This is a genomic window from Acidimicrobiales bacterium (assembly GCA_035533595.1).
Lineage (GTDB): Bacteria > Actinomycetota > Acidimicrobiia > Acidimicrobiales > Bog-793 > DATLTN01.
Map to the genome: position 1 here is coordinate 61,232 of DATLTN010000052.1, position 25,950 is coordinate 87,181.

The following is a 25,950-nucleotide window of genomic DNA, read 5'->3' on the forward strand; positions in this document are numbered from 1 at the left end:
CTCCTCACTCCTCGGTGAGCGCCGCCTGCTCGCCGCCCGCCTCGCTCCAGCCGCTCTCCGCGCCCGCACTTTCGTGATCGGGGTCGAGCAGCGCGCCCTTCGCGGCGAGGCGCGCGGAGGTGAGGAAGCCGGTGTGGGCCACCATCCGGTGGTCCGGTCGCACCGATCGTCCCTCGATGTGCCAGCTGCGGTGGAGGACCTCGATCGTCTCGGCGAGCACGAAGCCGCAGCGCCCGAGCACGCCGCGCAGCTGCGCCGTCTGGTTGATCGAAGGGAGGTAGGCGCACAGCACGCCCCCCGGTTCGAGTGCGCTCGTGAGGTGCGGGACGACCCGCCAGGGCTCGGGGAGGTCGAGCAGCGCGCGCTGGAAGCCGCTCTCGTCGATTCCTTCGTAGGCGTCGCGCTCCTCCACCCGGTAGTGCGCGAGCGTGCCGGTCGCCGCCTCCACGTTGTGGCGGGCGCGCGCCGCGAAGTCGGCGCGGAGCTCGTAGCCGACCACCTCGCAGCCGGCACGAAGGGCGGCGATGGAGAGCGCACCGGAGCCCACACCGCTCTCAAAGACACGCGCTCCCGGGTAGAGGTCGGCGGCGATGAGGATCGCCCCGAGGTCCTTCGGGTAGATCACCTGCGCGCCGCGCGGCATCTTCAAGATGAGGTCCGAGAGGGTCGGCCGGAAGGCGAGGAAGCGCCGCGGCTCACCGGGCGCGCCCTCGCGGCGGCGGACGACGATCTGGGTCCCCTCTTCGGCGCCGATCACGGCGTCGAAGTCGACGACGCCGGAGTGGCTCTGGAACGAGCCCCCCGCGTCGAGGCGCACGAGGTAGCGGCGATCCCGGCCGTCGATCAGCAGGACCCGCTCGCCTGCGGTGAAGACCCCCACGATCAGCGCCGCCCGCCGCGGCGACCGCTCACGCCTGCTCGGCTTCGGCGGTGTCCTTGCCTCGGCGACGGCGCGGCGGCGCGACGTGGGTCACGGTGAGCGACTCGCCGACGCGCAGCTCCTCGCGGATCACCTTCGGCGACTCCGGCCGCAGCAGCAGCCTCGCCAGCCCGGCGGCCGCGGCGACCATCAGCCATGCGGCGTTACCCTCGAGCAGCCCCTGGCGCAGGCCGCGGCGCAGCAGTCGGCGGGCGACGCCGTCGATGAGGCCGATCATCAGGCCCGCCGGATCTCGAGGACGGTGGCGCGCTTGCGCCCACGACGGCGGCCGAGCAGGTAGGTGCCGGCGATGAAGGCGACGAGACCGACCACCCCGCCCACGAGCACGTTCTGACGGGAGCCTGCGAGCGCCTCGCGGGTGCCTCCCGTGAGGGCGCGCAGGCGTCCCTCGATGTCGGAGAGGGAGATCCGGTCCTCTCCCCCACCGTCGGTCACGAGCAGGAAGTCCAGACGACGGCTCACGGTTCCTCCCGGTGCGGCCCCGCCCCGTGGCGGTCGCCGTTCAGGCCGCGCACCGTGAGCGCGACGAACGCGGCGACGAGCGCCACGCCGGCGATGGCGGCGAAGAGATAGGGGGCGAAGGACCAGTTGCCGGCGAAGGTGGTGCCGCTCTCGGCCTGGGTGAGGCGGAGCACGCCGACCACGACGAACAGCCCTCCGAGGCCGAAGGCGAGCGCCCCGGCGAGGCCGTAGGCGAGGACGCGGCCGAGCCGCTTGATCGGCCCGACGGTCTCCTGCACGACGTAACGGCGCAGCAGCGTCACCGTCTCGGAGAGCGAGGGTCCGCCCGCGCCGGTGCTCTGCACGGCGCTCTTGTTGCGCCCGAGATGCAACCGACCGATCTTCACGCAGTCCCTCCGGTTAGTCCCCTACCCATCTGGCGCCGCGAGGCTACCCGCGACCCCCACCGACCTCTTTCCACGGCGGCGCCGGGAGGGCCGGCGGAGCTGCCTAGAGTCGAAAGGCGCGGTCGCGCCACGCCGAGGAGGACAGATGACCCGTTTGCACGATCTCTACCGCCTCGGCGGCCAGAGCCCCTGGATCGACGACCTGAAGCGCTCCTACGTCGCCGCCGGCGGCCTCGAGGAGCTGGTCGCGAAGGGCATCCGCGGCGTGACCTCCAACCCGACGATCATGGCCAAGGCGATCGAGGCGGGGAGCGACTACGACGAGCAGTTCTTCGACCTCGTCGCCGCCGGCTCGACCGTCGAGGAGGCCTACTGGGAGCTCGTGCTCTTCGACGTCCTCGGCGCCTCACGCATCTTGCGCCCGGTCTTCGACGAGGCGCGAGGCGGCGACGGCTTCGTCTCGATCGAGGTCTCGCCGGCCGTCGCGCACGACACCGAGGCGACGATCGCGATGGCCCGCGACCTGCACCGCCGCCTCGAGCGGCCGAACGCCTTTGTGAAGATCCCCGCGACCCTCGAAGGCGTCCCGGCGATCGAGGAGATGATCGCCGGCGGGCACAGCATCAACGTCACGCTGATCTTCTCCCTCGAGCGCTACACGGCCGTGATCGAGGCCTACCTGCGCGGCCTCGAGCGCTTCGCCGCCGGCGGCGGCGACCTCTCGACCGTCGCCTCGGTCGCCTCGTTCTTCGTGAGCCGCGTCGACACCGAGGTCGACCGCCGCCTCGAGGCGATCGCCGCTGGCGCGCCCGGGAGCGCCACGGCCCGTGAGGCCGAGGCGCTGCGCGGCAAGGCTGCCGTCGCACAGGCCCGCCTCGCCTACGCGCTGTTCAGCGAGCGCTTCGGCGACGGGCGCTTCGCCGCGCTCGCCGAAAAGGGCGCCCGTCGCCAGCGCCCGCTGTGGGCCTCCACCTCCACCAAGAACCCGGTCTATCCCGACCTCCTCTACGTCGAAGGGCTCATCGGCCCCGACACGGTGGACACGATGCCCGGCCCGACGGCCGACGCCTTCCTCGACCACGGGACCGTGGCACGGACCGTCGACGAGGACCCCGAGGGGGCGCGCTCGGTCATCGAGCGCCTCGGGACCGTCGGCGTCGACCTCGCCGACGTCACCGAACAGATCGAGCACGAGGGTGTGACCTCCTTCGCGAAGTCCTTCGACGAGGTCATCGAGAAGCTGGAGGAGAAGGCGGCCTCGGCCCCCAAGCACCCCTGAGCGCCCCCCGCACGACAGAGATCGACCGCGACGAGCTCGCCGACCGGCTCGCGGCGCGCGACCCCTCGCTGTGGGGCGGCGGCGGCGCGCAGTTCGCGTGGCTCGACGCGCCCCGTGCCGTCGACCGCGAGCGCCGCGAGCTGCAGCGCTGGGCGGACTCCCTCGACGAGGAGCGCGTCGTCGTCCTCGGGGTCGGCTCCGCGGCGCGCACCGCGCGTCTCCTCGCCGCCACGGCCCTTGCGCACGGTGGCCCCTCCGCCCGCTCGCTCGTCGTCTGCGACTCCACCGAGCCGACGGCGCTCGCCGCCCTCCCCCTCGAGGAGGCCTTCGTCGTCGTGATGGCGCGCACCGGGCGCCGTCGCGAAAGTCGGGCGCTGTTCGACTACGCGCGCAGCCGGCGGCGCGACGACAAGCTGATCGCGCTCGTGAGCGACGAGGGGAGCCCTCTCACCCGTGTCGCCGAGGAGCTACGGGTGCAGCGCTGCTTCTCCCCCCCACCCCTCCCCCACGCCTACGGCGCGCTCTCGCTCTACGGCGCGGTGCCGGCGGCGCTGCTCGGCTACGACCTCGAGGAGCTCGTCGGACGGGCGATGGAGGCCGACCGTCACGACGCGGTCTCCCTCGGTGTCGACCTCGCCGAAGGTGTCCTCGGCGGCGCCCCGCTCGCCGCGCTCACCGGCCCGGCGGCGGACGCACCGCTGCGCGACTACCTCGCCGGCCTGCTCGACGCGACCCTCCCGCACGGCGGTCTCGGCCCCGCCGCCCTGCCGCTCGGCGAGCAGCCCGTGCCGCTCTCCGCCCAGCCCTACCCCGTCGCTCTCGGTCAGCCCCACGAGGTCGGGGCGCACCTGTACCGATGGCAGGTCGCGAGCGCGATCGCCGCCCAGCTCCTCGGCAGCGACCCCTACGCCGGGCCCGGCGACGAGGAGGTGGAGGGCACCGTGCATGCCCTCCTCGCCGATCTGCCGGTGCCGGACGCGCCCGGCGTCGAGCCCGGCTCGCTCGGCACCTTCCTCGGCGAGCACCTCACCGACGGGACGCTGCTGCGCCTCGAGAGCTACCTCCCTGAGGAGGCCGCGACGGAGCTCGCACCCGTCGTGCGCGCCCTCGGTGACCGCTTCCCCGGGGCCGGGGTGCGGGGGGCGAGCGGCCCGGCCTCGTCCTTCGCCGGGGCCCGCCTCACCCGCGAGGGGCCGCGGCAGCTCCTCGTGCAGCTGGTCGCGCGCGAGCAGCAGCTCGAGCTGACCGTCCCCCGCGAGCTCTACGGCTTCGGCGCGCTGACGCGCGCCCGTCTCCTCGCCGACGGCCGCTTCGCCGCCGCGGCGGGGCGCGAGACGCTGCGCATCGCCCTCGACGCGGTCGGTGAGCTCCTGTAGCCGGCTGGGCTTGCCATGGCCGCGACGCTGCGCGCCGATAGGGTCTCGTCGGGGTCCGCCCGAGGAGGAACAAGACGATGTCCACCGAAGCCGCGATGCTCCCCGACCCACCCGGGCACGGCGGCGAAGTCGTGGAGCTCGATGCCGGGCTCTCGCGTCGCGCCGACCCGCTCGCGCTCGTGATATTCGGCGCCTCCGGTGACCTCGCGCACCGCAAGATCCTCCCCGCCCTCGGCGCGCTCGCCGCCCGCGGCACGCTGCCGGCCGAGTTCTCGGTGGTCGGCGTGGCGCGCACCGAGCTCAGCGACGAGGAGTTCCGCAAGCTCTGCGAGGAGGCTGCGCCCCCCCACGAGGCGGAGCGGTGGAAGAAGGTCCTCCCCAACTTCCGCTACGTGAGCGGCGACTACGGCGACCCCGCGACCTTCAGCCGCCTGCGCGCCGTGCTCGAGGAGCTCGACCATCAGGCCGGCACCTCCGGCAACCGGGTCTACTACCTGGCGACCATCCCGGCGCTGTTCTTGACGGTCGCGCAGGGGCTCGCCAAGGAGGAGCTGAACCGCCCGGCCGAGGGGGGCACCTTCGCCCGCCTCGTCGTCGAGAAGCCTTTCGGCTCGGACCTCGCCTCCGCCCACGAGCTCGACGCCGCGCTGCACGGCTGCTTCGCCGAGGAGCAGATCTTCCGCATAGACCACTACATGGGCAAGGAGACGGTGCTGAACGTCCTCGCCCTGCGCTTCGCGAACTCGATCTTCGAGCCGATCTGGAACCGCCGCTACGTCGACCACGTGCAGGTCACGGTGGGTGAGAGCCTCGGGGTCGAGCATCGCGGCAACTTCTACGAGCACGCGGGGGCGCTACGCGACATCGTGCAGAACCACGTGATGCAGGTCCTCGCGCTCACCTTGATGGAGCCGCCCCCGACGATGGACGCCACCGCGATCCGCGACGAGAAGGTGAAGCTGCTGCGCTCGGTGGTGATCCCCTCTGTCGAGGAGGAGGTGAACAACGTCGTGCGTGGACAGTACGTGCGCGGCGCGATCGACGGGGAGGAGGTGCCCGGCTACCGCGAGGAGGAGGGCGTCGACCCCGCCAGCCAGACCGAGACCTTCGTCGCGATGTCGCTGAACGTCGACAACTGGCGCTGGGCCGGCGTGCCGATCTTCGTGCGTACGGGCAAGCGGCTGAAGAAGCGGGCGACGGAGGTGTCGATGGTCTTCGACCGCCCTCCGCACCTCGCCTTCGCCGGCCGCCTCGCCCGCGACCTGCGCCCCGACGCGCTCACGCTGCGGATTCAGCCCGACGAGGGGATCAGCCTCTCGTTCGGTGCCAAGGTGCCCGGCCCGGCCTTCCGGGTGCGCAGCGTGTCGATGGAGTTCAACTACTCCGAGACCTTCCCGGGCGAGAACGCCGACGCCTACGAGCGCCTCCTCCTCGACGCGATGCTCGGCGACCCGATGCTGTTCATCCGCACCGACGAGGTCGACCAGGCGTGGGCGATCGTCTCGCCGATCCAGGCCTCCTTCGCCGACGCCGAGCCGCCCCTCGCCCGCTACGTGGCGGGCAGCTGGGGGCCGGTCGAGGCCGAGCGGCTCATCGAGGCGAGAGGTCACCAATGGCGGAATCCGTGAGCGCCCCGACGCCCGGCCGGGTGCGCCGGTGATCGGCGAGGTGCGGGTCGTCGACGACGTCCCGGGCGTCTTCGCGGAGGTGGTCGCGATCGAGATCGACCGGGTGCTCGGCGCCGCGGACGCGCCGGCGGCCTTCCGCATCGGCTGCTCCGGCTCCTCCTCGGCGGCGCGCGCCTTCGCTCGCCTGGCGGAGAACGACACCGTCCCCTGGGGGCGGCTCGCCTGCTACTTCGTCGACGAGCGCTGCGTCGCTCCGGACTCGCCCGAGGCGAACCAGCAGACGCTGCGCGAGGCGCTCGCGCCGCGCCTCTCAGGGCTGGCGCGCTTCGCGGTGATGGACTGCTCGCTCGGCGCCGCGGCCTACGAGGAGATCCTCCGCAACGAGGGCACCTACCACCTCGCGCAGCTCGGGATGGGCCCCGACGGCCACACTGCCTCGCTGTTCCCCCACTCCCCGGGGCTCGCCGCCCCCGCCGACCGGCTGGTGGTCGACAACGTCGACCCCTCCGGCCGCAACGTCCACCCCCGCCTCAGCCTCACCTTCGCCGCCCTCGCGGCGATCCCGCGCCTTGTGATGACGGTGACCGGCGCCGACAAAGCCGACGCGCTCGCGAAGGTCGACGCCGGAGAGGACCTGCCGGCGGCGCGCGTCGACTCCTCCTCGGTGCTCTGGCTCTGCGACGAGGCGGCCGCGGCCGGGCTCTCTTGACCGAGCCCTCTGGCGCGTCGGGTACGCCGCCCGCCGCGCCGGGCGGGGCGCCGACGGTGCTCGAGCTCGCCGATGCCCTCATCGCGACGAGCGGCGTGCGGCGCAACCGCGACCTGCTCCGCGAGATCGTCGCCGCCACCCTCGGCCTCGCCCGCGAGGAAGCGAGCCGCCTCGACCTGAAGATCGCCCGCGCCGCGCTCTCCGAGATGGCCAACGCCTTCCGGATCTTCGCCCCCTTCCGCGAGGTGCCGAAGGTGACGATCTTCGGCTCCGCCCGCACCGCCCCCTCCGACGGCCTCTACACGCTCACCCGCGAGCTCGCCCGCCGCCTCGCCGAGAAGGGGTGCATGGTGGTCACCGGCGCGGGGCCGGGGATCATGGCCGCCGGCAACGAGGGTGCGGGGCGGGCGATGACGATCGGCGTGAACATCCGGCTCCCATTCGAGACCGAGGCGAACTCCTGGATCGACGTCGGAGACAAGCTCGTCGAGATGAAGTACTTCTTCACCCGCAAGCTGATGCTGATGAAGGAGTCCGCCGGCTTCCTCGTCCTGCCGGGTGGCTTCGGCACCCTCGACGAGGCCTTCGAGCTGCTCACCCTGCTGCAGACGGGCAAGGCCGAGCCGGCGCCGATCGTGCTTGTCGACACGCCGAACGGCCGCTACTGGAGTGCATGGGAGGAGTTCGTCTCCGGCGTGGTCTACGCGCGGGGCCTGGCCGACGCCGCCGACGCCTCGCTCTACCGGATCACCGACGACGTCGACGACGCGATCGAGGAGCTTCTCGGCTTCTACCGCAACTACCACTCCCGTCGCTTCGTCGGCGAGACGATGGTGCTGCGCCTGCACCACGCGCCGAGCGCGGTGCAGCTCGCCGAGCTCACCGAGCGCTTCGCCGACCTCTGCGGGACCCGCGGCATCTACGCCACCGACCCCCTCCCCCCCGAGCGCGCCGATCACGACCACCTCGAGCTGGCGCGCATCGCGCTCGAGTTCGACCGCTCGCGCCACTCCCGGCTGCGCCAGCTGATCGACGCGCTGAACGCCCTCGCGCCGTTGCACGCCGACGAGCTCGGCTCGCTGCCGCCCTCGCCCACCGACGAGGCCTGAGGCCTCGGCTCACTCCTCGCTGAGCAGGGCGCGTGCCCTCACGAGGGCGTTGCGCACCCTCGTGAGGCGCCGTTCGAGCGCAGGCCGTTCCCGCTGGCCGTCGTCGACCGCCTCGGCGAGCTCGTCGTAGATCAGGTCGTCGAGGCGCGACACCAGCCCCTCGAGGGCGGCGCGCAGCTCGTCGAGGGTCTCCTCGCTCGCCACCTCAGATGAGGGCGACGGCCCCGGGACGGAGCGGCGCCGGGAGGTCGCTCGCGCCGGTCAGGTAGGCGTCGAGCGCGGCCGCGGCGGAGCGCCCCTCGGCGATCGCCCAGACGATCAGGCTCTGCCCGCGCTGGCAGTCCCCGCAGGCGAAGACCCCCTCGACGCTCGTCATGAAGCGGCCGTCGACGGCGATGTTGCCGCGCGCGTTGAGCTCGCAGCCGAGCTCGCCGACGACCCCCTGCTGCTCGGGGCCGAGGAAGCCGAGCGCGAGGAGCACGAGGTCGGCCTCTAGGAGACGCTCGCTGCCGGGCAGCGGGTCGAAGCCGGGGCCGTCCGCGGCGCGGGTCACCTGGCTCACCGAGAGGCCGCGCACCGCGCTCGCGCCGTCGCCCTCGAGCGAGGAGGTGGCGAGGGAGTAGAGGCGCTCCCCGCCCTCCTCGTGGGCGGCGGCGCTGCGAAGGATCACCGGCCAGGTCGGCCACGGGTTGCCCGCGGCGCGGCTCGCCGGGGGCTCGGGGAGGATCTCGATTTGGGTGACCCCGGCCGCCCCCTGGCGGTGCACGGTGCCGAGGCAGTCGGCGCCGGTGTCGCCGCCCCCGATGATCACCACCTGCTTTCCCGCGGCGGTGATCGGCGGTTCGGCGAGCACCCCCTCGCAGACGAGGTTCGCGCCCTTCAGGTAGTCCATCGCGAAGTGCACACCGGAGAGCTCGCGGCCGGGGACTTCGAGGTCGCGGGGCCGCGTCGAGCCGACGGCGAGGAGGATCGCGTCGAACTCGGCGGTGAGGGTCGCGGCGTCGACGACGGTGAGGCCCTCGGCCGCGGCGGCTCCGGGGACCTCGGTCGCGCCGGCGGCGCCGACCACGGTGCGCAGGCGAAAGCGCGTCCCCTCCGCCTCCATCTGCGCGATCCGCTGGTCGATGACGTGCTTCTCGAGCTTGAACTCCGGGACCCCGTAGCGGACGAGGCCGCCCGGCTGCTCGGCGCGCTCGAAGACGACGACCTCGTGGCCGGCGCGGGTGAGCTGCTGCGCGGCGGCGAGCCCCGAGGGGCCGGAGCCGACGACGGCGACCCGCTTGCCGGTCTGCGTCGTCGGTGGCTGTGGGGCGAGGCCGCGCGCCTGGCTCCAGCTGGCGATCTCCACCTCGACCTGCTTGATCGAGACGGGCTCCTCGGAGATGCCGAGGACGCAGGACCCCTCGCAAGGGGCCGGGCAGAGGCGGCCGGTGAACTCAGGAAAGTTGTTCGTCGCGTGCAGGCGGTCGCTCGCCTCGGGCATCTCGTCGCGCCAGACGAGGTCATTCCACTCGGGGATGAGGTTCCCGAGCGGGCAGCCCTCGTGGCAGAAGGGGATGCCGCAGTCCATGCAGCGCGCCGCCTGGTCCTTCAGCTGGCCGTCGCCGAAGGGGAGGTAGACCTCGCGCCAGTCCTGCAGCCGCTCGGCGACCGGGCGGCGCTTCGGCCCCTCGCGCTCGAGGCGGAGGAAGCCCCGGGGATCAGCCACCGACGGCCGCCATGATCGCGTCGTCGACCGACTCCCCCCGCTCGATGGCGAGGCGGGTGATCTCGAGGACCCGCCGGTAGTCGCGGGGCATCACCTTCTTGAAGGCCGAGAGGCTCTCGTCCGGGGACTCGAGCAGCTCGGCGGCGCGCTGGGAGCCGGTGAGGTCGCGGTGGCGCTCGATGAGGTCGAGCAGGAAGCGGCGGTCGCCCTCGTCGGGGACCTCGACGTCGACGAGCTCGGTGTTCAGGCGGAGCCGGAGGAGGTCGTCGGGGTCGTGGATGTAGGCGATGCCCCCCGACATCCCCGCCGCGACGTTGCGGCCGGTCGCACCGAGGATGACGACGCGCCCTCCGGTCATGTACTCACAGGCGTGGTCGCCGACCCCCTCGACGACGGCCGTCGCCCCCGAGTTGCGCACGCAGAAGCGCTCGCCGACCTGACCGGAGATGAACAGCTCCCCGCCGGTCGCCCCGTAGGCGCAGACGTTGCCGGCGATGATGTTCTCCGCCGCCGCGAAGGTCGCGCCGCGGGGCGGGCGCAGCACGACGCGCCCACCGGAAAGGCCCTTCGCGAGGTAGTCGTTCGCGTCCCCGAAGAGGGTGATCTCGATCCCCGCCGGCAGGAAGGCGGCGAGGCTCTGCCCCGCCGAGCCGGTGAGCAGCACGCGGATCGTCGCATCCGGGAGGCCGTCCGCGCCGTAGCGGCGGGTCACCTCGGCGCCGAGCATCGTGCCGACGGTGCGGTTGGTGTTGCGCACCTCGTGCTCGATCTGTACCGGCTTCGCGTCCTCTAGGGCGGCGCGCGCCTCGGCGATGAGGACGTTGTCGAGGGCGAGGGCGAGGCCGTGGTCCTGGTCGCGCACCTTGTGCAGCTCGGTCGAGCCGTGGAAGGGCTCGGCGGCGACGAGCAGCGGCGAGAGGTCGAGGCCCTGCGCCTTCCAGTGGCCGACCGCCTCGGTGGTGTCGAGCGACTCGACGTGGCCGACGGCCTCCTCGATGGTCGCGTAGCCGAGGGCGGCGAGGTGCTCGCGCACCTCCTCGGCGAGGTAGCGGAAGAAGGTCTCGACGAACTCCGGCTTGCCGTTGAAGCGCTTGCGCAGCTCGGGGTTCTGGGTGGCGATGCCGACCGGGCAGGTGTCGAGGTGACAGACGCGCATCATCACGCAGCCCGAGACGACGAGCGGCGCGGAGGCGAAGCCGAACTCCTCTGCGCCGAGCAGCGCCGCGATCACCACGTCGCGGCCGGTCTTCAGCTGGCCGTCGACCTGCACGACGATGCGGTCCCGCAGCGCGTTGCGCACCAGCGTCTGCTGGGTCTCGGCGAGGCCGATCTCCCACGGCGAGCCGGCGTGCTTCAGCGAGGTGAGCGGCGCGGCGCCCGTCCCGCCGTCGTAACCGGAGATGAGCACCACGTCGGCGTGCGCCTTCGCGACCCCGGCCGCGACCGTGCCGACACCCACCTCGGCGACGAGCTTCACGTGTACCCGCGCCCGGTCGTTCGCGTTCTTCAGGTCGTGGATGAGCTGGGCGAGATCCTCGATCGAGTAGATGTCGTGGTGCGGTGGCGGAGAGATGAGGCCGACGCCCGGCGTCGAGTAGCGGGTGCGGGCGATCCACGGCCAGACCTTCCCGCCGGGCAGCTGGCCGCCCTCGCCGGGCTTGGCGCCCTGTGCCATCTTGATCTGCAGGTCGTCCGCGTTCACGAGGTAGTTGCTCGTCACCCCGAAGCGCCCCGAGGCGACCTGCTTGATCGCCGAGCGGCGGGAGTCCCCGTTCTCGTCGGGGACGAAGCGCGCCGGGTCCTCGCCGCCCTCGCCGGTGTTCGACTTGCCGCCGAGGCGGTTCATCGCGATCGCCAGCGTCTCGTGGGCCTCTGCCGAGATCGAGCCGTAGGACATCGCGCCCGTCGAGAAACGGCGGACGATCGCCTCCACCGGCTCGACCTCTTCGATCCGGATCGGCGGCCGGGGCGCCCCCTCGCCGGTGCGCAGCCGCAGCAGGCCCCGCAGGGTGGCGAGCTGCTCGGCCTGCTCGTCGACGAGGTGCGTGTACTCCTTGAAGATCTCGTAGCGCTTGGCGCGCGTCGCGTGCTGCAGCTTGAAGACGGTCTTCGGGTTGAAGAGGTGGTACTCCCCCTCACGCCGCCACTGGTACTCGCCGCCGACCTCGATCTCGCGGTGCGCGAGCTCGCTCGGCCGGTCGGGGAAGGCCAGGTGGTGGCGCCGCGCCGCTTCGGCGGCGATGACCTCGAGATCCGAGCCCCCGAGGTGGCTCGTCGTGCCGGTGAAGTAACGGTCGACGAGCCCGCGCTCGAGGCCGACGGCTTCGAAGACCTGCGCGCCGGTATAGGAGGCGATCGTCGAGATGCCCATCTTCGACATCACCTTCAAGACACCCTTCCCGGCGGCCTTGATGTAGTGCTGGACGGCGGCGCGCTCTGTCGTCGCGCCGAGCTCGCCGCGACGCGCCATCTCGGCGACCGTCTCGACGGCGAGGTAGGGGTTCACCGCGGCGGCGCCGTAGCCGACGAGGAGCGCCATGTGATGGACCTCGCGCGCCTCACCGGTCTCGACGACGAGCCCGGTGCGGGTGCGGGCCCGCTCGCGCACCAGGTGGTGATGGACCGCGGCGGTGAGCAGCAGTGAGGGGATCGGTGCGAGCTCGGCCGAGGCGTGGCGGTCCGAGAGGATCACGACGTTCGTGCCCTCCTCGATCGCCGCGAGCACCTCGCCGCAGATCCGCTCGATCGCCGCCGCGAGCCCCGCGCCGCCCTCCCCGACGGGGTAGAGGCCGTCGATCGCGAACGAACGAAAGCCGGGGGTCTCCCCCTCGTCGTTCACATAGAGGAGCTTCGCGAGGTCGTTGTCGTCGATCACCGGGAAGTCGAGGGTGATCTGTCGGCAGGACTCCGGCTCGGGGGCGAGGAGGTTGCGCTCCGGGCCGACCGTCGCGGAGAGCGAGGTGACGAGCTCCTCCTTCAGCGCGTCGAGCGGCGGGTTGGTGACCTGCGCGAAGAGCTGGGTGAAGTAGTCGAAGAGCAGCCGCGGCCGGTCCGAGAGGACCGGGATCGGCGTGTCCGAGCCCATCGAGCCGACGGGCTCGTAGCCGGAGCGGGCCATCGGCCCGAGGATCAGCCGCAGCTCCTCGTTGGTGTAGCCGAAGAGGCGCTGCTGGTCGACGATCGAGCCGTGCTGCGGGACGAGGGCGCGCTTGGGCGGCAGGTCCGCGATTTGCAGGAGGTGCTCCTCCAGCCACTCGCCGTACGGCGCGGCCGCGGCGAGGTCCGCCTTTACCTCCGCGTCGTCGACGATGCGGCCAGCGGCCGTGTCGACGAGGAACATCCGTCCCGGCTGCAGGCGACCCTTGCGGACGATGCGCTCGGGCTCCATCTCAATCACCCCGACCTCGGAGGCGAGCACGACGAGACCGTCGTCGCGCACCCAGTAGCGGGCGGGGCGCAGCCCGTTGCGGTCGAGGACGGCGCCGACCAGCGTGCCGTCCGTGAAGGCAACGGCCGCCGGGCCGTCCCACGGCTCCATGAGACAGCCGTGGTAGCGGTAGAAGGCCTTGCGAGCGGCGTCCATCTCCCTGTGGTTCTCCCACGCCTCGGGGATCATCATCAGCACCGCGTGCGGCAGCGAGCGACCGGAGAGGTGCAGCAGCTCGAGGACCTCGTCGAAGGAGGCCGAGTCCGAAGCGCCCGGGCTGATCACGGGGAAGAGGCGCCCGAGGTCCTCGCCGAAGCGGTCGGTCGCGAGGAGCGATTCGCGGGCGCGCATCCAGTTGCGGTTGCCGGCCAGGGTGTTGATCTCGCCGTTGTGCGCCACCAACCGGTACGGATGGGCGAGCGGCCAGGAGGGGAAGGTGTTGGTCGAGAAGCGGGAGTGGACGAGCGCGAGCGAGCTCTCGACGCGCTCGTCGGACAGGTCCGGGTAGAAGCGGCGCAGCTGCTCGGTGGAGAGCATGCCCTTGTAGACGATCGTTCGGCTGGAGAGCGAGGGGAAGTACACCCCGGCCACGGCGTGCTCGACGCGCTTGCGCACGACGTAGGCGAGCCGCTCCAGCGCGAGGTCGTCCGAGAGCACGGTGGTCGTCCTCGGCACGAGGAAGAGCTGCGAGAACTGGGGCGCCACCTGCTGCGCCCCGGCACCCGCCTCGCTGAGGACCACCGGGACCGGCCGCCACGTGAGGACGTCGAGGCCCTCTTCCTCGGCGATCGCCGCGACCGCCTCCCGCGCCGCGGCCGCCGCGGCCGGCTCGGCGGGGAGGAAGGCGATGCCGGTGGCGTAGCGCCCGGCGGCGGGCAGGGGGACGTCGAGAACCTCCGCGTAGAAGCGGTGCGGCAGCTGGATGAGGATGCCCGCCCCGTCACCGGTCTCGGGGTCGGCTCCGAATGCGCCGCGGTGGCGCAGGTTCTCGAGCGCCTGCAGGCCGAGGTCGACGGTCTCGTGGCGGGGCCGCCGGTTCAAGTCGGCGACGAAGCCCACACCGCAGGCGTCGTGTTCGAAGCGGTCTGAATACAGGCCCTTCAGGCCCGGGTCCTCGCTCATGCGTCCCTCATCTGTCGGAAGCCTCCTTCTGGAGACCCCTCACCCGTACTGACCGGGACGCCGTCGGCCCGAAGTGAACGCACCAAATTTAACACAGCCGTGACACGGACCCGCCTCGGAGCATCACCGAGCCATCGCCACGGTGCCTCACCGCTGGAACAGGCCGGTGAGGCCGAGTTCGAAGAATCGGTGGAAGATAAGGATTCCATCAAGATTTCGTCAAGTTCGCTCTGTTTCCCATATGCCGCCGACCCCCTCCATCGATTTTCCGCCCCTTCGACCGCCCCCTTGCCCGCAGCTTTAGCCTGTTCAGTGACCCTGTCGCCACGTCGCGTGGTCATGTTCCCACTCAAGGCGGTCATGCGCGGCAAACACCTCCATCTTGAGCATTCGATACCTCGAACTTCCGTGGCATTTTGCCGTTTCATAGAGCGATTAGAGTTCCATGGGCAGGACGGCTATTTCGTGGAGAGAGATCGGTTGCTTGCCTGGGACGCCAGGTGAGTGGAGCTAGGGCAGACCCGTTGGCTAGCAAGAAGCAGACTGCGAAGGGTGGGCGGTACACCCCCAAGCAGCGGTCTCGCGCGGCCATTGCCCTCGGCGCCGTCTTGCTCAGCACCGGCTCGACGCTCCCCCTCCTCACCTCGGAGCAGGCTGCGTTCGCGGCGAGCTCCAATCAGGGGCCCCTCTCCCCCTACGGTCTAGTAACCAACCGATCTGGCCAGCTCTCGAACAGTGCCGCGATCCATACCGGCAGCCCCAACGGCAACGGCACACCGAGTTCCCCGAACGGGCCCACGGGCGTGGCGGGCTCGACTCCCGTCGACACGATCACGAGCAACGTGGCGTCTGCTCTCGCCCGTCAGGCAGCGGCTCCGAAGATCCCTCCGGCAATTCCCTCGACGACGACCACGCTCCCAGCGACATCCAACCATCCGACGGGCAACGGAACCAACCCCGCATCGGGGTTCATCACGATCAATGGAAACGAGAACGCGGCAGCTCTGAACGGTGCCACAGGGTCCGCTGGCGCAAATGGCCAGAACGGCGCCACGGGTCCGCAGGGACCCGCTGGACCCCCCGGCGCCCCCGGCCCGCAAGGCGCACAAGGTGCCGCGGGAGCAGCCGGCCCTCCAGGTCCCGCGGGAACTCAGGGTCCGCAAGGTGCTCAGGGCCCGCAAGGCGTTCCCGGCTCGGCGGGGTCGCGTGGCGCCGTCGGGCCCGCCGGTGCAGTGGGAGCCGCGGGCGCCCAGGGAATCGCAGGTGCCCAGGGAGTAGCCGGAACACAGGGACCGGCTGGCGCCAATGGCTCTCAGGGGGCGCCCGGGTCAACGGGACCGACCGGACTAACTGGTGCGACCGGTGCTGCGGGCACCAACGGGGCCACGGGCGTACAGGGTCCCATCGGAGCGACAGGCGCGGCGGGACCGACTGGTACCCAGGGACCGACTGGTACCCAGGGACCGACGGGGCTCACCGGAGCGACTGGTGCTGCCGGGTCCAACGGTGCCACCGGCGCTGCCGGCGCCAACGGAGCAACCGGTGCGACCGGCGCCAATGGGGCCACCGGGGCTGCCGGAAACAGCGGTGCCACCGGCGCGCAGGGTCTCACCGGCGCGACGGGCGTGGCGGGACCGACTGGCACCCAGGGACCGACGGGGCTCACCGGCGCGACTGGTGCTGCCGGCACCAACGGTGCGACGGGTGCTGCCGGCATCAACGGCGCCTCCGGCGCCTCCGGTGTGGCCGGCGCCAATGGGGCCACCGGGGCTGCGGGAAACAGCGGTGCCACCGGCGCGCAGGGTCTCACCGGCGCGACAGGCGTGGCGGGACCGACTGGTGCCCAGGGACCGACGGGTGCCCAGGGACCGACGGGGCTCACCGGCGCCACCGGGGCTGCCGGATCCAACGGTGCGACCGGTGCTGCCGGATCCAATGGCGCCACCGGCACAGCCGGCACCAATGGGGCAACCGGTGCTGCCGGCGCCACCGGCGCGACGGGCGTGGCGGGACCGACTGGTGTCCAGGGACCGACGGGGCTCACCGGCGCGACTGGTGCTGCCGGCACCAACGGTGCGACGGGTGCTGCCGGCACCAACGGTGCGACGGGTGCTGCCGGCACCAACGGGGCCACCGGCGCGCAGGGTCTCACCGGCGCGACCGGCGTGGCGGGACCGACTGGTGCCCAGGGACCGACGGGTCTCACCGGTGCGACGGGTGCTGCCGGCGCCAACGGTGCGACGGGTGCTGCCGGCACCAACGGGGCCACCGGCGCGCAGGGTCTCACCGGCGCGACCGGCGCGGCGGGACCGACGGGTGCCCAGGGACCCACCGGAGTCAGCGGCGCTACGGGAACTGCCGGCGGCAACGGATCGAGCGGCGCTGCTGGCGCGACCGGGAGCAACGGTGCGCCGGGAGCGACCGGCCTGCAGGGCCCGACGGGCGTGCAGGGACCGACGGGGCTCACCGGGGCGACTGGTGCTGTCGGCGCGACAGGTGCGGGCCCGACCGGCGTGCAGGGACCGACGGGCCTGACCGGGGCGACCGGTGCTGCAGGCGCGACGGGTGGCGGGGCTACCGGGGTCATGGGGCCCACTGGCGCATCTGGCGCTACAGGACCGTCGGGAAGTCAAGGCACAGCCGGTCCGACGGGTCTGATCTCAGCGTACGGAACAACGGGTGCAAGCGGGCTGACCCTCGAGACCGACCCGCACATGTACTACGGCACGATCACGACTGCTGCCACCAGTACCGTGATTACGTTTGATGCAGGGAGCGGCTTCACCTCCACTACCTCCTATGCCTGCGCCGGGACTGACCAGACCAAGGGGCCGGCCCCCGCGGCGGTGAAGATCGTCAACACCAGCACTACGTCGATCACGGTCACGGTGGCGTCCAGTGGTGACAAGGTCTCCTGGATCTGCGTCGGTACTTGACGGCCTTGTCGGACCCGGAAGGTTCGCCTGTGTCTGGCACGAGGGAGAGACGTGCCCCACGCGACCGGTCTGCTGATAGCTGCGACGGTCGGAGGCCGACCATGAGGTTGCCGTTGGGATTTGATTCCTGGCAGGCGAACAGGCCTTAAGGGCGCGAGCTAGGTGGTCGAGGTCGCGTTCTCTCCCGGCAGCGGCAGGTACTTCGATGGGATCCGCGCGAGCAGCGACTTGTCGAGCGAGACCGCGTAGTCGATCTGCACGTATCCCTCGGAGGTCTTCCCCGACTGGAGGAGGAGCAGGCCCAGGTTGAACGCCACGGCCGCGGGTTGCGACAGGTTCGGAAGCTTCTGGATCTGCTCGTACAAACTGATCGCGGCGGCTGGGTTGGTCACCGTCTCGATCTCCGCGAGATTGAAGAGCGCCGGCTGGTAGTCCGGCTTGAGCAGCAGTGCCTTCTCGTAGGCGCTCGTCGCGTCGCTCGGATCCGAGGCCTGCTGGTAGATGAGCCCGAGGTCGTAGTAGGCGAAGCTGTTCAACGGGTCGAGCTTCAGGATCTTCACATAGATCTTCTCGGCAGCAGAGAGCCTGCCGGCGCTCAGCAGGTTGCCCGCCTGCTGGAACAGGAGGTTCTCCTGGGCTGAGGTGCTCGCCGTGCGGTGCCCCGGCACGGCGAAGTGGTCGACCGCGACTCCGCCGCCGAACGCGGCGAGCACCACGACCACCAAGAGCAATCGACGCGCGCGACGGCCGCGGAAACGGCCCCGGATCGGGCGCGGCACCTCGGCTGCCGTGTTGGGCAGGATGTGCGGGCCGAAAGCACCCACCGGCCGGGCAGCAGGCGGCGCGCTCACGACGGCGCGCTCCGCGGCAGCCCTGCCGCGAGGGCGCGCCCGCGGGCAGCCTGTCGAAAATCGCCGGAGGATTCCGGTGGGTAAGCGGGCGCGCCGAGCGCGCCGTCGCGTCCGCCGCTCAATGCGCGCACCGAAATACTGTACAAGCGATTCTGCGTAGCACCTGTTCAATGCGGTAATGGATGTGCGCCGTGCGCTTGGGATCCCGGCCACAGCACTCCCCCGAACCGCCTGCTATTCCAGGTGGCACCCATTTTTGATCTGGCTCTCCGGCGCCCGCATGCTTCCTCTTATCGACCACTCGCTGCGCGCACTTGGTGACGAGGGGTGTTCAAGGGCATCTGGACATTCCGATGTCGTACGCGGGCATTGCGGCCCGGGTGACTGCCGGCGGGCCGCGGATCCCGTCATACGATGGCCGTATGGCCGCTCTCGACCTCGCCGTTGTCGGGTCCGGCGTCGTCGGCCTCACCGCGGCATGGAGGCTCGCGAGCACCGGCCAACGGGTGGTGGTCGTGGACGCGCACCCCGGGCGCGGCGCCTCCTACGCCGCTGCCGGCATGATCGCCCCCGTCACCGAGGCCGCCTTCGGCGAGGAGGCCGTCACCGCGATCGCGCTGCGGGCCGCCGATGGCTGGCCCGCCTTCGCCGCCGCGCTCGAGCAGGCGAGTGGCTTCAGCGTCGGCCTCGAGCAGCGCGGCACGCTCCTCGTCGCGGCGGACCGCTCGGACCGGGCACAGCTCGAGCAGCTCCTCGAGTACCACCGCGAGCTCGGCCTCGATTCGCGCTGGTGCCGGGCGAGCGAGTGCCGCTCCCTCGAGCCCCTTCTCGACCCGGCGATCAGCGGCGGGCTCTTCGCTGCCGGGGACCGGCAGGTCGACAACCGGCGCCTGCTCGCGGCGCTCGCGACCGCGGCGGCGGGCGCGGGCGCGACCTTCCTCACCGACGAGGTGGTCTCGCTCATCGAGGACGAGGGCGGAGTGTGCGGCGTGCGCACCCGTGGCGGTCGCGAGCTCGCGGCGGCGCGCACGCTGCTCGCGAGCGGTGCGGCGCTCACCCCGTTCGCCCCGGCGGACCTCCCGCAGCCGCGGCCGGTGAAGGGCCAGATCCTCCGGCTGCGCACCCCGGCCGCGGGCCCCTGGCTGAGCCGAACGGTGCGGGCAGTCGTGCGCGGCCAGTCCGTCTACGTCGTCCCCCGCGGCGACGGCCGTGTCGTCGTCGGCGCCACCGTCGAGGAGCACGGCGACCCCCGGCGCGTCACGGTCGGTGGCGTCTACGAGCTGCTGCGCGACGCCGTGCAGGTGCTGCCGGCGCTGAAGGAGTTCGAGCTCCTCGAGAGCTTCGCCGCCGCCCGCCCCGGCTCGCCGGACAATGCGCCGCTCGTCGGCGCGACCTCGATCCCCGGCCTCTATCTCGCGACCGGCCACTACCGCCACGGGATCCTCCTCGCCCCGGTGACGGCTGCCGTGCTGGAAGCGGTGCTGAGCGGCACCGCGCCGCCTGCCTGGAGCACACCGCTCGACCCGGCCCGCTTCGCCCCGGCGCTCCGATGACCGCGTCCAGTGGCGCTTTCACCTTGAACGGGGAGGCCGTGCCCCTCCGCGAGGAGACGACGGTCGCCTCGGTCGTCGCCGAGCTCGTCGCCTCCCCCGACGGCTGCGCCGTGGCGCGTAACGGGGTCGTGCTGCCGCGCAGCTCCTGGGCGGCCGAAGCCGTCAAACCGGGCGACCGCCTCGAGGTCCTCGGCGCGGTGGCGGGCGGGTGAGCGGCCCCGTCACCGACGACCTCGTGGTCGCCGGCAGCAGCTTCTCCTCTCGCCTCCTCCTCGGCACCGGCGGCGTCTCCAGCCTCGAGGTTCTCGATGCGGTGATCGCCGCTGCCGCACCGGCGATGGTCACCGTCGCGCTGCGTCGCATCGAGGCGGGCGCGAGCGGCACCCTCCTCGAGGTGATCCGCCGCCGGGGTGTTGCGCTGCTCCCGAACACCGCCGGCTGCCACACCGCGAAGGAAGCCGTGCTCACCGCGCAGCTGGCCCGCGAGGCCTTCGCCACGGACTGGGTGAAGCTCGAGGTGATCGGCGACGAGCACTCCCTCCTCCCCGACGCCGTCGAGCTCCTCGTCGCCGCGGAGGAGCTGGTCGACGAGGGCTTCGTCGTGCTCCCGTACACGACCGACGACCCGGTGCTGGCGCGTCGCCTGGAGGCCGTCGGCTGCGCCGCGGTGATGCCGCTCGGCGCGCCGATCGGCAGCGGCCTCGGCATCTCCAACCCCGGCAACATCGAGATGATCACCGCCGCCGCGGGGGTGCCCGTCGTCCTCGACGCCGGGATCGGCACCGCCTCCGACGCGGCGCGGGCGATGGAGCTCGGCTGCGACGCGGTCCTCGCCGCGAGCGCGATTACCCGCGCGCGCGAGCCGGCGCGGATGGCCGCGGCGATCGCCCACGCCGTCGAGGCGGGACGCCTCGCCGCCTCGGCGGGGCGGATCCCCGTCCGCCACCACGCCACGCCGAGCTCGCCGATGTCGGGGCGGGCGGAGCTCGCCTGAGGTGGCGCGCCGCTCCTCCACCCCGCCGGTCGTGCTCACGATCGCGGGCACCGACTCCGGCGGGGGGGCGGGCATCGCCGCCGACCTCCGGAGCTTCGCCGCGCACGGCGCCTTCGGCACCCTCGTCGTCACCGCGGTCACCGCCCAGAACACCCTCGGCGTGCAGGCGGTCGCCGCCCAGCCCGCGGAGATCGTCGACGCCCAGATCGCCTCGGTCCTCGCCGACCTGCCGGTCGCCGCGGTGAAGAGCGGCATGCTCGCCAACGCCGAGATCGTGAAGGTGGTGACGGCGTGGGCGGAGCGGGGCGCGCTCCCCCAGCTCGTCGTCGACCCGGTGATGGTCGCCGCCTCCGGCGGCCAGCTCCTCGACGCCGGCGGGCTCGCCGCCTACCGCGAGCTCCTCTCCTCGGCCTTCCTCGTCACCCCGAACGCCCCCGAGGCGGCAATGCTCCTCGGCGGCGCCGTCGAGAGCCGCAGCGACCTCCGCGAGGCGGCCCGCGCCCTCGGCGCGCTCGGCGCCGGGGCCGCGCTCGTGAAGGGAGGGCACCTCGCGGGCGACGAGTCCGTCGACGTCCTCTACGCGAAGGGCGCGCTCACCGAGTTCCACGCGCCGCGCCTCGCGAGCGCGCACACCCACGGCACCGGCTGCACGCTCTCGGCGGCGATCGCCGCCGGGCTGGCGGGGGGGATGGGTCTCCTCGGCGCGGTCGAGCGGGCAAAGCGCTACGTCACCGCGGCGATCGCCGCCGCCGCCTCCTGGGAGCTCGGCGCCGGCCCGGGGCCCCTCGACCACGGGGTCTGGGGGACCTCCCAGGGCGGCTCAGTCAGCTGACGCTCGCCGCGGTGTGCTCGAGGCGCGGCGGCGCGCCGAACGCGTGCAGCACCTCGGGGACCGCCACCGCGCCCTGCTCGTCCTGGAAGGACTCGAGGATCGCGACGAGGAAGCGGGCGGTCATCGCCGTCCCGTTCAAGGTGTGCGGGTGGCGGAGCTGGTCGCCCTCGCGCATCCGCGTCCCGAGGCGGCGCGCCTGGTAGTCGGTGGTGTTCGAGCAGGAGGTGATCTCCCGGTAGCGCCCCTGGGAGGGCATCCACGCCTCGATGTCGTACTTTTTCGCCGCGGAGGGGCCGAGGTCGCCGGCCGCGGTGTTTACCACCCGGTAGGCGAGGCCGAGACCGCTGACGATCGCCTCCTCGGCGGCGAGGATCATCTCGTGGGTTTCCTCAGAGTCCTCCGGCGTGGTGAAGACGAACATCTCCACCTTGTCGAACTGGTGGACCCGGAAGATGCCGCGCGTGTCGCGCCCTGCGGCGCCGGCCTCGCGCCGGAAGCACGTCGAGTAGCCGGCGTAGCGCAGCGGCAGCGACTCCGCCTCGAGGATCTCGCCGAGGTGCAGGCCGGCGAGGGCGACCTCGGAGGTGCCCGTCAGGTAGAGGCCGTCCGGCGAGACCTGGTAGAGGTTCGCCTCCTCGGTCGGCAGGAACCCGGTCCCGTACATCGCCTCCTCGCGGACGAGCACCGGCGGCAGCACCGGAACGAAGCCGAGCGGCAGCAGGCTGTCCAGTGCGTAGCGGTAGAGGCTGAGCTCGACGAGCGCGGAGTCGCCCATCCGGTAGGCGAAGCGGGTTCCTGAGAGACGGGCGCCGCGCTCCTGGTCGAAATCGCCGAGGGCGAGGTGGTCGCGGGGCTCGAAGCCGAAGCTCGGCGGCTCGCCGACGCGTCGCACCTCGACGGCGTCCTCGTCGCTCACGCCGTCCGGCGCGCTCGCGGAGGGCGGGTTCGGGACGCGCGCGAGGAGGGCGTCGCGCTCAGCGGCGAGCGCCTCGAGGCGCTCCTCGACGAGGCGCAGCTCCTCTTTGGTCGCGAGCAGCGCACGGCGCTCCTCGTCGGTGGGACGCCCCTTCAACTTCGTGCGTGCGCGCAGCTCGTCAGCGATCGCGGTCTGCTCCCTCCAGCGCTCGTCGACGGTGAGCAGCTCGTCGAAGAGCTCCGCCGCGCCCTTGCGGGCGAGGGCGGCGCGCACCGACGCCGGATCCTGGCGTGCGGCGCGGATGTCGATCACCGTCTGCCGCCTCGCGGTCGGTTGCGCGACGCCGGGCGCCGCAGCTGCGGCCGGGCGCCGGGGCTGCTCGCTCGCGGGGAGTTGGGACGCGTCAGGCCGCCCGCCCGCTCGCCTTGGTCGCCGGGGGCGCCCCGCGCGGAGACCTCGGCGCTCGGGCTGCGGGCGACGTCGAGCGCGGAGAGCAGGAGGCGCTCGCCGCCGCGGGCGAGGAGGCGCTCGCGCAGCTGGCGGTAGCGGGGCTCGCGCTCCTTCAGCATCGCGACGAGCGGCGAGGCGATGAAGATCGAGGAGTAGGCACCGGTCGTCAGCCCGACGAGGAGGGCGAGGCCGAAGTACTGCAGCGTCGTCGCACCGAGCACCTGCGCACCGAGGACGAGCACCGCGAGGATCGGCATGATCGCCACGAGGGAGGTGTTGATCGAGCGCGCCAGCGTCTGGTTCATCGACAGGTTCACGAGGTCAGAGATGGTGAGCCGGTCGCGGACCGAGAGGTGGCGAAGGTTGTCGCGGACGCGGTCGAAGACGACGATCGTGTCGTAGAGGGAGTAACCGAGGATCGTGAGGAAGGCGACCACGGTGTCCGGAGTGACCTCGAGGCCGGTGAGCGAGTAGATCCCGACCGTGACGAGGATGTCGTGGAGGACCGCGATGATCGCCGCGAACGCCATCCGCCACTCGAAGAAGGCCGAGATGTACACGGCGATGAGGACGAAGAAGACGATCAGCGCCTCGATCGCCTTGTGGGTGATCTGGCCGCCCCAGGAGGGGCCGACCGAGTCGATCGAGACCGCGCTGACGTCGGCGTGCGCGGCCGAGGCGAGGGCGGCCGCGACCTCCTTGGAGACCGCCGCCGCCTGCGCCTGGCTCTGACCTTTCGGGAGCTTCGCCTCGACCTGGATGTTGCGCGTCGCTCCGGTGCCGAGGACGGTGATCGTCTCGCCCGAGAGCATCGGGAGGTCGCTCTGCACCTGGGGGATGGTGAGGGTCGTCGTCTTCACCGTCCACGAGCTGCCGCCGACGAAGTCGATCCCGAGGTTGAGGCCGCGCGTCGCGAGCGAGACCACGCCGGCGAGGAGCACGACCCCCGAGATGGTGAACCAGATGCGTCGCCGGCGCACGAAGTCGACGCGCGTCTCGCCGTAGTAGAGGCGGCTGAAGAAGCCGCGTGCCTGCGCGGCGGGCGGCGCGACGATCGGCTCCTCCGCGATCTCGCGAGGCTCTGCCGCTGCGGGAGGGGGCGGTGGTTGCGGGGCGGTGGCGGCGGGGGGGACGACCTCGGAGACCTCCGCTACCTCGACGTCCTCCGGCGGCCGGGCGGGCTCCTCGCCGCCCGCCGAGCCCGGCCGGATCCGGTCGGGGCTCACTGGCCCTCGTGGAACGCGAGGCCGCGCGCCACGCCGAGGTGACGGGCCTCGGTGAAGACGCGGTTGCGACCGAGGAGGATGACGAGCGGCCGGGTGAAGATGTACGCGGTGACCACGTCGACGAGCGTCGAGAGACCGAGCATGAACGCGAAGCCGCGCACCGCCCCGACCGAGAGGAGCCACAGCACGAGGGCGCCGATGAACGAGACCGCGTCGGCGGAGAGGATCGTGCGGTAGGCCGAACGGAAACCCCGGTCGACCGCGGCGCGGATCGATCGCCCGGCGCGCACCTCGTCCTTCAGCCGTTCGAAGTAGACGATGTAGCTGTCGACGGTGATGCCGACCGAGACGATGAGCCCCGTCACCCCTGACAGGTCGAGGGTGAGGCCGAGCGAGGAGGCGCTCAGCAGTGAGATGAAGCCGTAGAGGAAGGCCGCCGTGGTCACGAGGCCGAGGACGACGACGATGCCGAGCGCCCGGTAGTAGAAGATCGTGTAGAGCATCACGAGCAACAGGCCGAGGAGGCCCGCGAGCAGGCCGGCGTGCAGCGAGGCCTTGCCGAGGGTCGGCGAGACGATCTCGGTGGTGAGCGGCTTCACCGTCACCGGCAGCGCGCCGGAGCTGAGCAGCTGGCCGAGCTGGTTGGCGCTCGCCTGGTTGAAGTTCCCCGAGACCTGCCCCGAGCCGGGGAAGGACTGCGACTCGATGATCGGCACCGAGATGAGCGAGCCGTCGAGGTCGTCGGCGACGAGCTGGCCGTAGTACTGGTGCGCGAGGGCGTTGAACAGCGTCGAGCCCTTGCCGGTGAGGTCGAAGACGACGACCCACTGGTTGGTCTGGGTGTCGAGGGCGGCGTAGGCCTTGGAGATGATCTGGCCGTTCACGATCTGGTTGTTGATCACCGCCGGGCCGAGGACGTAGCGGTTGCTCGTCCCCGCGCCGATCGGGAGGATCACGTTCTGGCGCGCCACGGTGTCGGTGTCGTCCTGGTCAGGCGTGGTCGTCGGGTAGCTCGCGTACTGCGGGTCGACGCCGGCCGCCGGGGGCACGTAGTTCTGGGTCGAGGAGTCGTAGGTCCCGGACTGCAGGAAGTTGTACTGCGAGGGGCAGGTGGGGGGCACCTTGTAGGCGGGGGGCTGGCCGTGCACGAGCTTCGGGCCGGAATAGGCGGGCGCCTCGCAGAGCACCGGGCGGAAGTAGATCTGCGCGGTCTTGCCGATCGTGTCGAGGATCGTCTGCTGGTTCTTCGCCCCCGGCAGCTGCACGACGACGTCGCCGCCCTGGGTGGTGATGTTCGGCTGGGAGACGCCGAGGCCGTTGACGCGGATCACCATGATGTTCGCGACGTTCTGCAGCGTCGCCTGGTCGACAGGGCGGACGGGCTTGTAGACGACGGAGAGCCCGCCCTCGAGGTCGAGGCCGAGGTGCGGCGACCAGCCGAGGCCGAGGGCGACGCCGAGCATTCCGAAGCAGGCGATCGTGCAGAGCAGCACGCTCGCCACGAGGCGTCGTCCCAACTACTTGGTCCCTCCCCCGCCTTCGGGGTTCTCCTCCTCGCCCTTCGGCCACCAGGGCTCGTTCGGGGCGGCGTCGGGACCGGCGTCAGACTGGTCCTCGGAGTACTCGCCCTCGGGCGCGGGCGGGTCCACGCGGCGCGCGATCGCCGAGCGCAGCACGGTCATCGTGTGGCCGTGGCCGCTCTCGATCACGACGCGGTCGCCGTGGAGCGACAGCACGACGCCGACGATGCCCGAGGTCGTCACGACCTCGTCGCCGACCTCGAAGGTGCGCGTCTGGGACTGCTGCTGGCGGAGGCGGTTGCGCTGCGGGCGCAGGTAGAGGAAGTAGACCGCGAGGAAGCCGAGCAGGAGGATCGGGAGGAGGTAGCTCCCGCCGCTGCTCTTCTTCGCCGTGGACGCGACCAGGGTCGCGTGGTTGAGCAGAGTGCTGAGTTCGGTCATGGTCACCGTTTCAGGAGGAACTGGCCCGCTGACTGTAGCCGGAGCACCCCGCAGGTACGCGTCCGCGGCGCCGCCGGCGGCCGGG

General features: G+C 72.1%; 22 protein-coding genes. 10 read left to right on the top strand and 12 right to left on the bottom strand.

Annotated elements, in window-relative coordinates:
* Positions 1-4: 4 nt before the first annotated feature.
* The 4 genes from VNF07_09815 to VNF07_09830 are packed head-to-tail and all read right to left on the bottom strand — an operon-like array spanning position 5 to position 1,788.
* Positions 5-880, bottom strand: a complete 876-nt coding sequence (locus VNF07_09815) for a tRNA (adenine-N1)-methyltransferase (protein ID HVB06525.1) — start codon at positions 878-880, stop codon at positions 5-7.
* A gap of 28 nt (positions 881-908) precedes the next feature.
* Entirely contained in the window at positions 909-1,157 is a 249-nt protein-coding gene (locus VNF07_09820; GenBank protein HVB06526.1) for a hypothetical protein, read from the bottom strand.
* Entirely contained in the window at positions 1,157-1,402 is a 246-nt protein-coding gene (locus VNF07_09825; GenBank protein HVB06527.1) for a hypothetical protein, read from the bottom strand. Before VNF07_09825 ends, VNF07_09820 begins: the two co-directional genes overlap by 1 nt.
* Complete coding sequence (locus tag VNF07_09830; GenBank protein HVB06528.1) at positions 1,399-1,788, bottom strand: hypothetical protein; 390 nt, start codon at positions 1,786-1,788, stop codon at positions 1,399-1,401. The genes VNF07_09825 and VNF07_09830 overlap by 4 nt, the downstream gene beginning before the upstream one ends.
* Positions 1,789-1,933: 145 nt before the next feature.
* On the opposite strand from VNF07_09830, the gene tal reads away from it, so the two are divergent.
* The 5 genes from tal (at position 1,934) to VNF07_09855 (ending at position 7,889) form a co-directional block, all read left to right on the top strand.
* On the top strand, positions 1,934-3,067 hold the full coding sequence (gene tal, locus VNF07_09835) for a transaldolase (protein ID HVB06529.1): 1,134 nt from the start codon (positions 1,934-1,936) through the stop codon (positions 3,065-3,067).
* Positions 3,068-3,402: 335 nt separating this feature from the next.
* Entirely contained in the window at positions 3,403-4,443 is a 1,041-nt protein-coding gene (locus VNF07_09840; GenBank protein ID HVB06530.1) for a hypothetical protein, read from the top strand.
* Positions 4,444-4,520: 77 nt separating this feature from the next.
* Positions 4,521-6,071, top strand: coding sequence for a glucose-6-phosphate dehydrogenase (gene zwf / locus VNF07_09845; protein ID HVB06531.1), 1,551 nt, complete (start codon positions 4,521-4,523; stop codon positions 6,069-6,071).
* 28 nt (positions 6,072-6,099) lie between these two features.
* The gene (locus VNF07_09850) at positions 6,100-6,780 is read left to right on the top strand and encodes a 6-phosphogluconolactonase (protein HVB06532.1); all 681 of its coding nucleotides are present in this window, start codon (positions 6,100-6,102) and stop codon (positions 6,778-6,780) included.
* A 56-nt stretch (positions 6,781-6,836) separates the two neighbouring features.
* The gene (locus VNF07_09855) at positions 6,837-7,889 is read left to right on the top strand and encodes a TIGR00730 family Rossman fold protein (GenBank protein HVB06533.1); all 1,053 of its coding nucleotides are present in this window, start codon (positions 6,837-6,839) and stop codon (positions 7,887-7,889) included.
* 9 nt (positions 7,890-7,898) lie between these two features.
* Here VNF07_09855 and VNF07_09860 read toward each other — a convergent pair whose 3' ends face one another.
* From VNF07_09860 to gltB, 3 genes are read right to left on the bottom strand one after another with little or no spacing between them, the layout of a single operon-like run.
* Positions 7,899-8,093 carry a hypothetical protein gene (locus tag VNF07_09860; GenBank protein HVB06534.1) on the bottom strand — a complete coding sequence of 65 codons (195 nt, stop codon included), beginning with the start codon at positions 8,091-8,093 and terminating at the stop codon, positions 7,899-7,901.
* A gap of 1 nt (position 8,094) precedes the next feature.
* Positions 8,095-9,597, bottom strand: a complete 1,503-nt coding sequence (locus VNF07_09865) for a glutamate synthase subunit beta (GenBank protein HVB06535.1) — start codon at positions 9,595-9,597, stop codon at positions 8,095-8,097.
* Positions 9,590-14,146: a glutamate synthase large subunit gene (gene gltB, locus VNF07_09870; protein ID HVB06536.1), complete on the bottom strand. Its 4,557-nt coding sequence runs from the start codon at positions 14,144-14,146 to the stop codon at positions 9,590-9,592. The genes VNF07_09865 and gltB overlap by 8 nt, the downstream gene beginning before the upstream one ends.
* A gap of 2,714 nt (positions 14,147-16,860) precedes the next feature.
* Between gltB and VNF07_09875 the strand changes: the two genes are divergently transcribed.
* Positions 16,861-17,082, top strand: coding sequence for a hypothetical protein (locus VNF07_09875; GenBank protein ID HVB06537.1), 222 nt, complete (start codon positions 16,861-16,863; stop codon positions 17,080-17,082).
* A 158-nt stretch (positions 17,083-17,240) separates the two neighbouring features.
* On the opposite strand, the gene VNF07_09880 is transcribed toward VNF07_09875, so the two are convergent.
* Entirely contained in the window at positions 17,241-17,933 is a 693-nt protein-coding gene (locus tag VNF07_09880) for a tetratricopeptide repeat protein (protein ID HVB06538.1), read from the bottom strand.
* Between the two features lie 422 nt (positions 17,934-18,355).
* Here VNF07_09880 and thiO point away from each other — a divergent pair, with 422 nt between their 5' ends.
* From thiO to thiD, 4 genes are read left to right on the top strand one after another with little or no spacing between them, the layout of a single operon-like run.
* A complete protein-coding gene (thiO, locus tag VNF07_09885) occupies positions 18,356-19,486 on the top strand; it encodes a glycine oxidase ThiO (protein HVB06539.1) in 1,131 nt (376 codons plus the stop codon).
* Positions 19,483-19,698, top strand: a complete 216-nt coding sequence (thiS, locus tag VNF07_09890; protein HVB06540.1) for a sulfur carrier protein ThiS — start codon at positions 19,483-19,485, stop codon at positions 19,696-19,698. Before thiO ends, thiS begins: the two co-directional genes overlap by 4 nt.
* Complete coding sequence (locus VNF07_09895; protein HVB06541.1) at positions 19,695-20,480, top strand: thiazole synthase; 786 nt, start codon at positions 19,695-19,697, stop codon at positions 20,478-20,480. The genes thiS and VNF07_09895 overlap by 4 nt, the downstream gene beginning before the upstream one ends.
* A gap of 1 nt (position 20,481) precedes the next feature.
* On the top strand, positions 20,482-21,312 hold the full coding sequence (gene thiD, locus VNF07_09900; protein ID HVB06542.1) for a bifunctional hydroxymethylpyrimidine kinase/phosphomethylpyrimidine kinase: 831 nt from the start codon (positions 20,482-20,484) through the stop codon (positions 21,310-21,312).
* On the opposite strand, the gene serS is transcribed toward thiD, so the two are convergent.
* The 4 genes from serS to yajC are packed head-to-tail and all read right to left on the bottom strand — an operon-like array spanning position 21,305 to position 25,865.
* A complete protein-coding gene (gene serS / locus VNF07_09905; protein ID HVB06543.1) occupies positions 21,305-22,540 on the bottom strand; it encodes a serine--tRNA ligase in 1,236 nt (411 codons plus the stop codon). The two genes, thiD and serS, sit on opposite strands and share 8 nt — an antisense overlap.
* Entirely contained in the window at positions 22,537-23,904 is a 1,368-nt protein-coding gene (gene secF, locus VNF07_09910; GenBank protein ID HVB06544.1) for a protein translocase subunit SecF, read from the bottom strand. The genes serS and secF overlap by 4 nt, the downstream gene beginning before the upstream one ends.
* Positions 23,901-25,421 (bottom strand): protein translocase subunit SecD, encoded by a 1,521-nt coding sequence (gene secD, locus VNF07_09915; protein HVB06545.1) that lies wholly within the window; start codon positions 25,419-25,421, stop codon positions 23,901-23,903. The genes secF and secD overlap by 4 nt, the downstream gene beginning before the upstream one ends.
* Complete coding sequence (gene yajC / locus VNF07_09920; GenBank protein ID HVB06546.1) at positions 25,422-25,865, bottom strand: preprotein translocase subunit YajC; 444 nt, start codon at positions 25,863-25,865, stop codon at positions 25,422-25,424.
* Positions 25,866-25,950 lie beyond the last annotated feature (85 nt).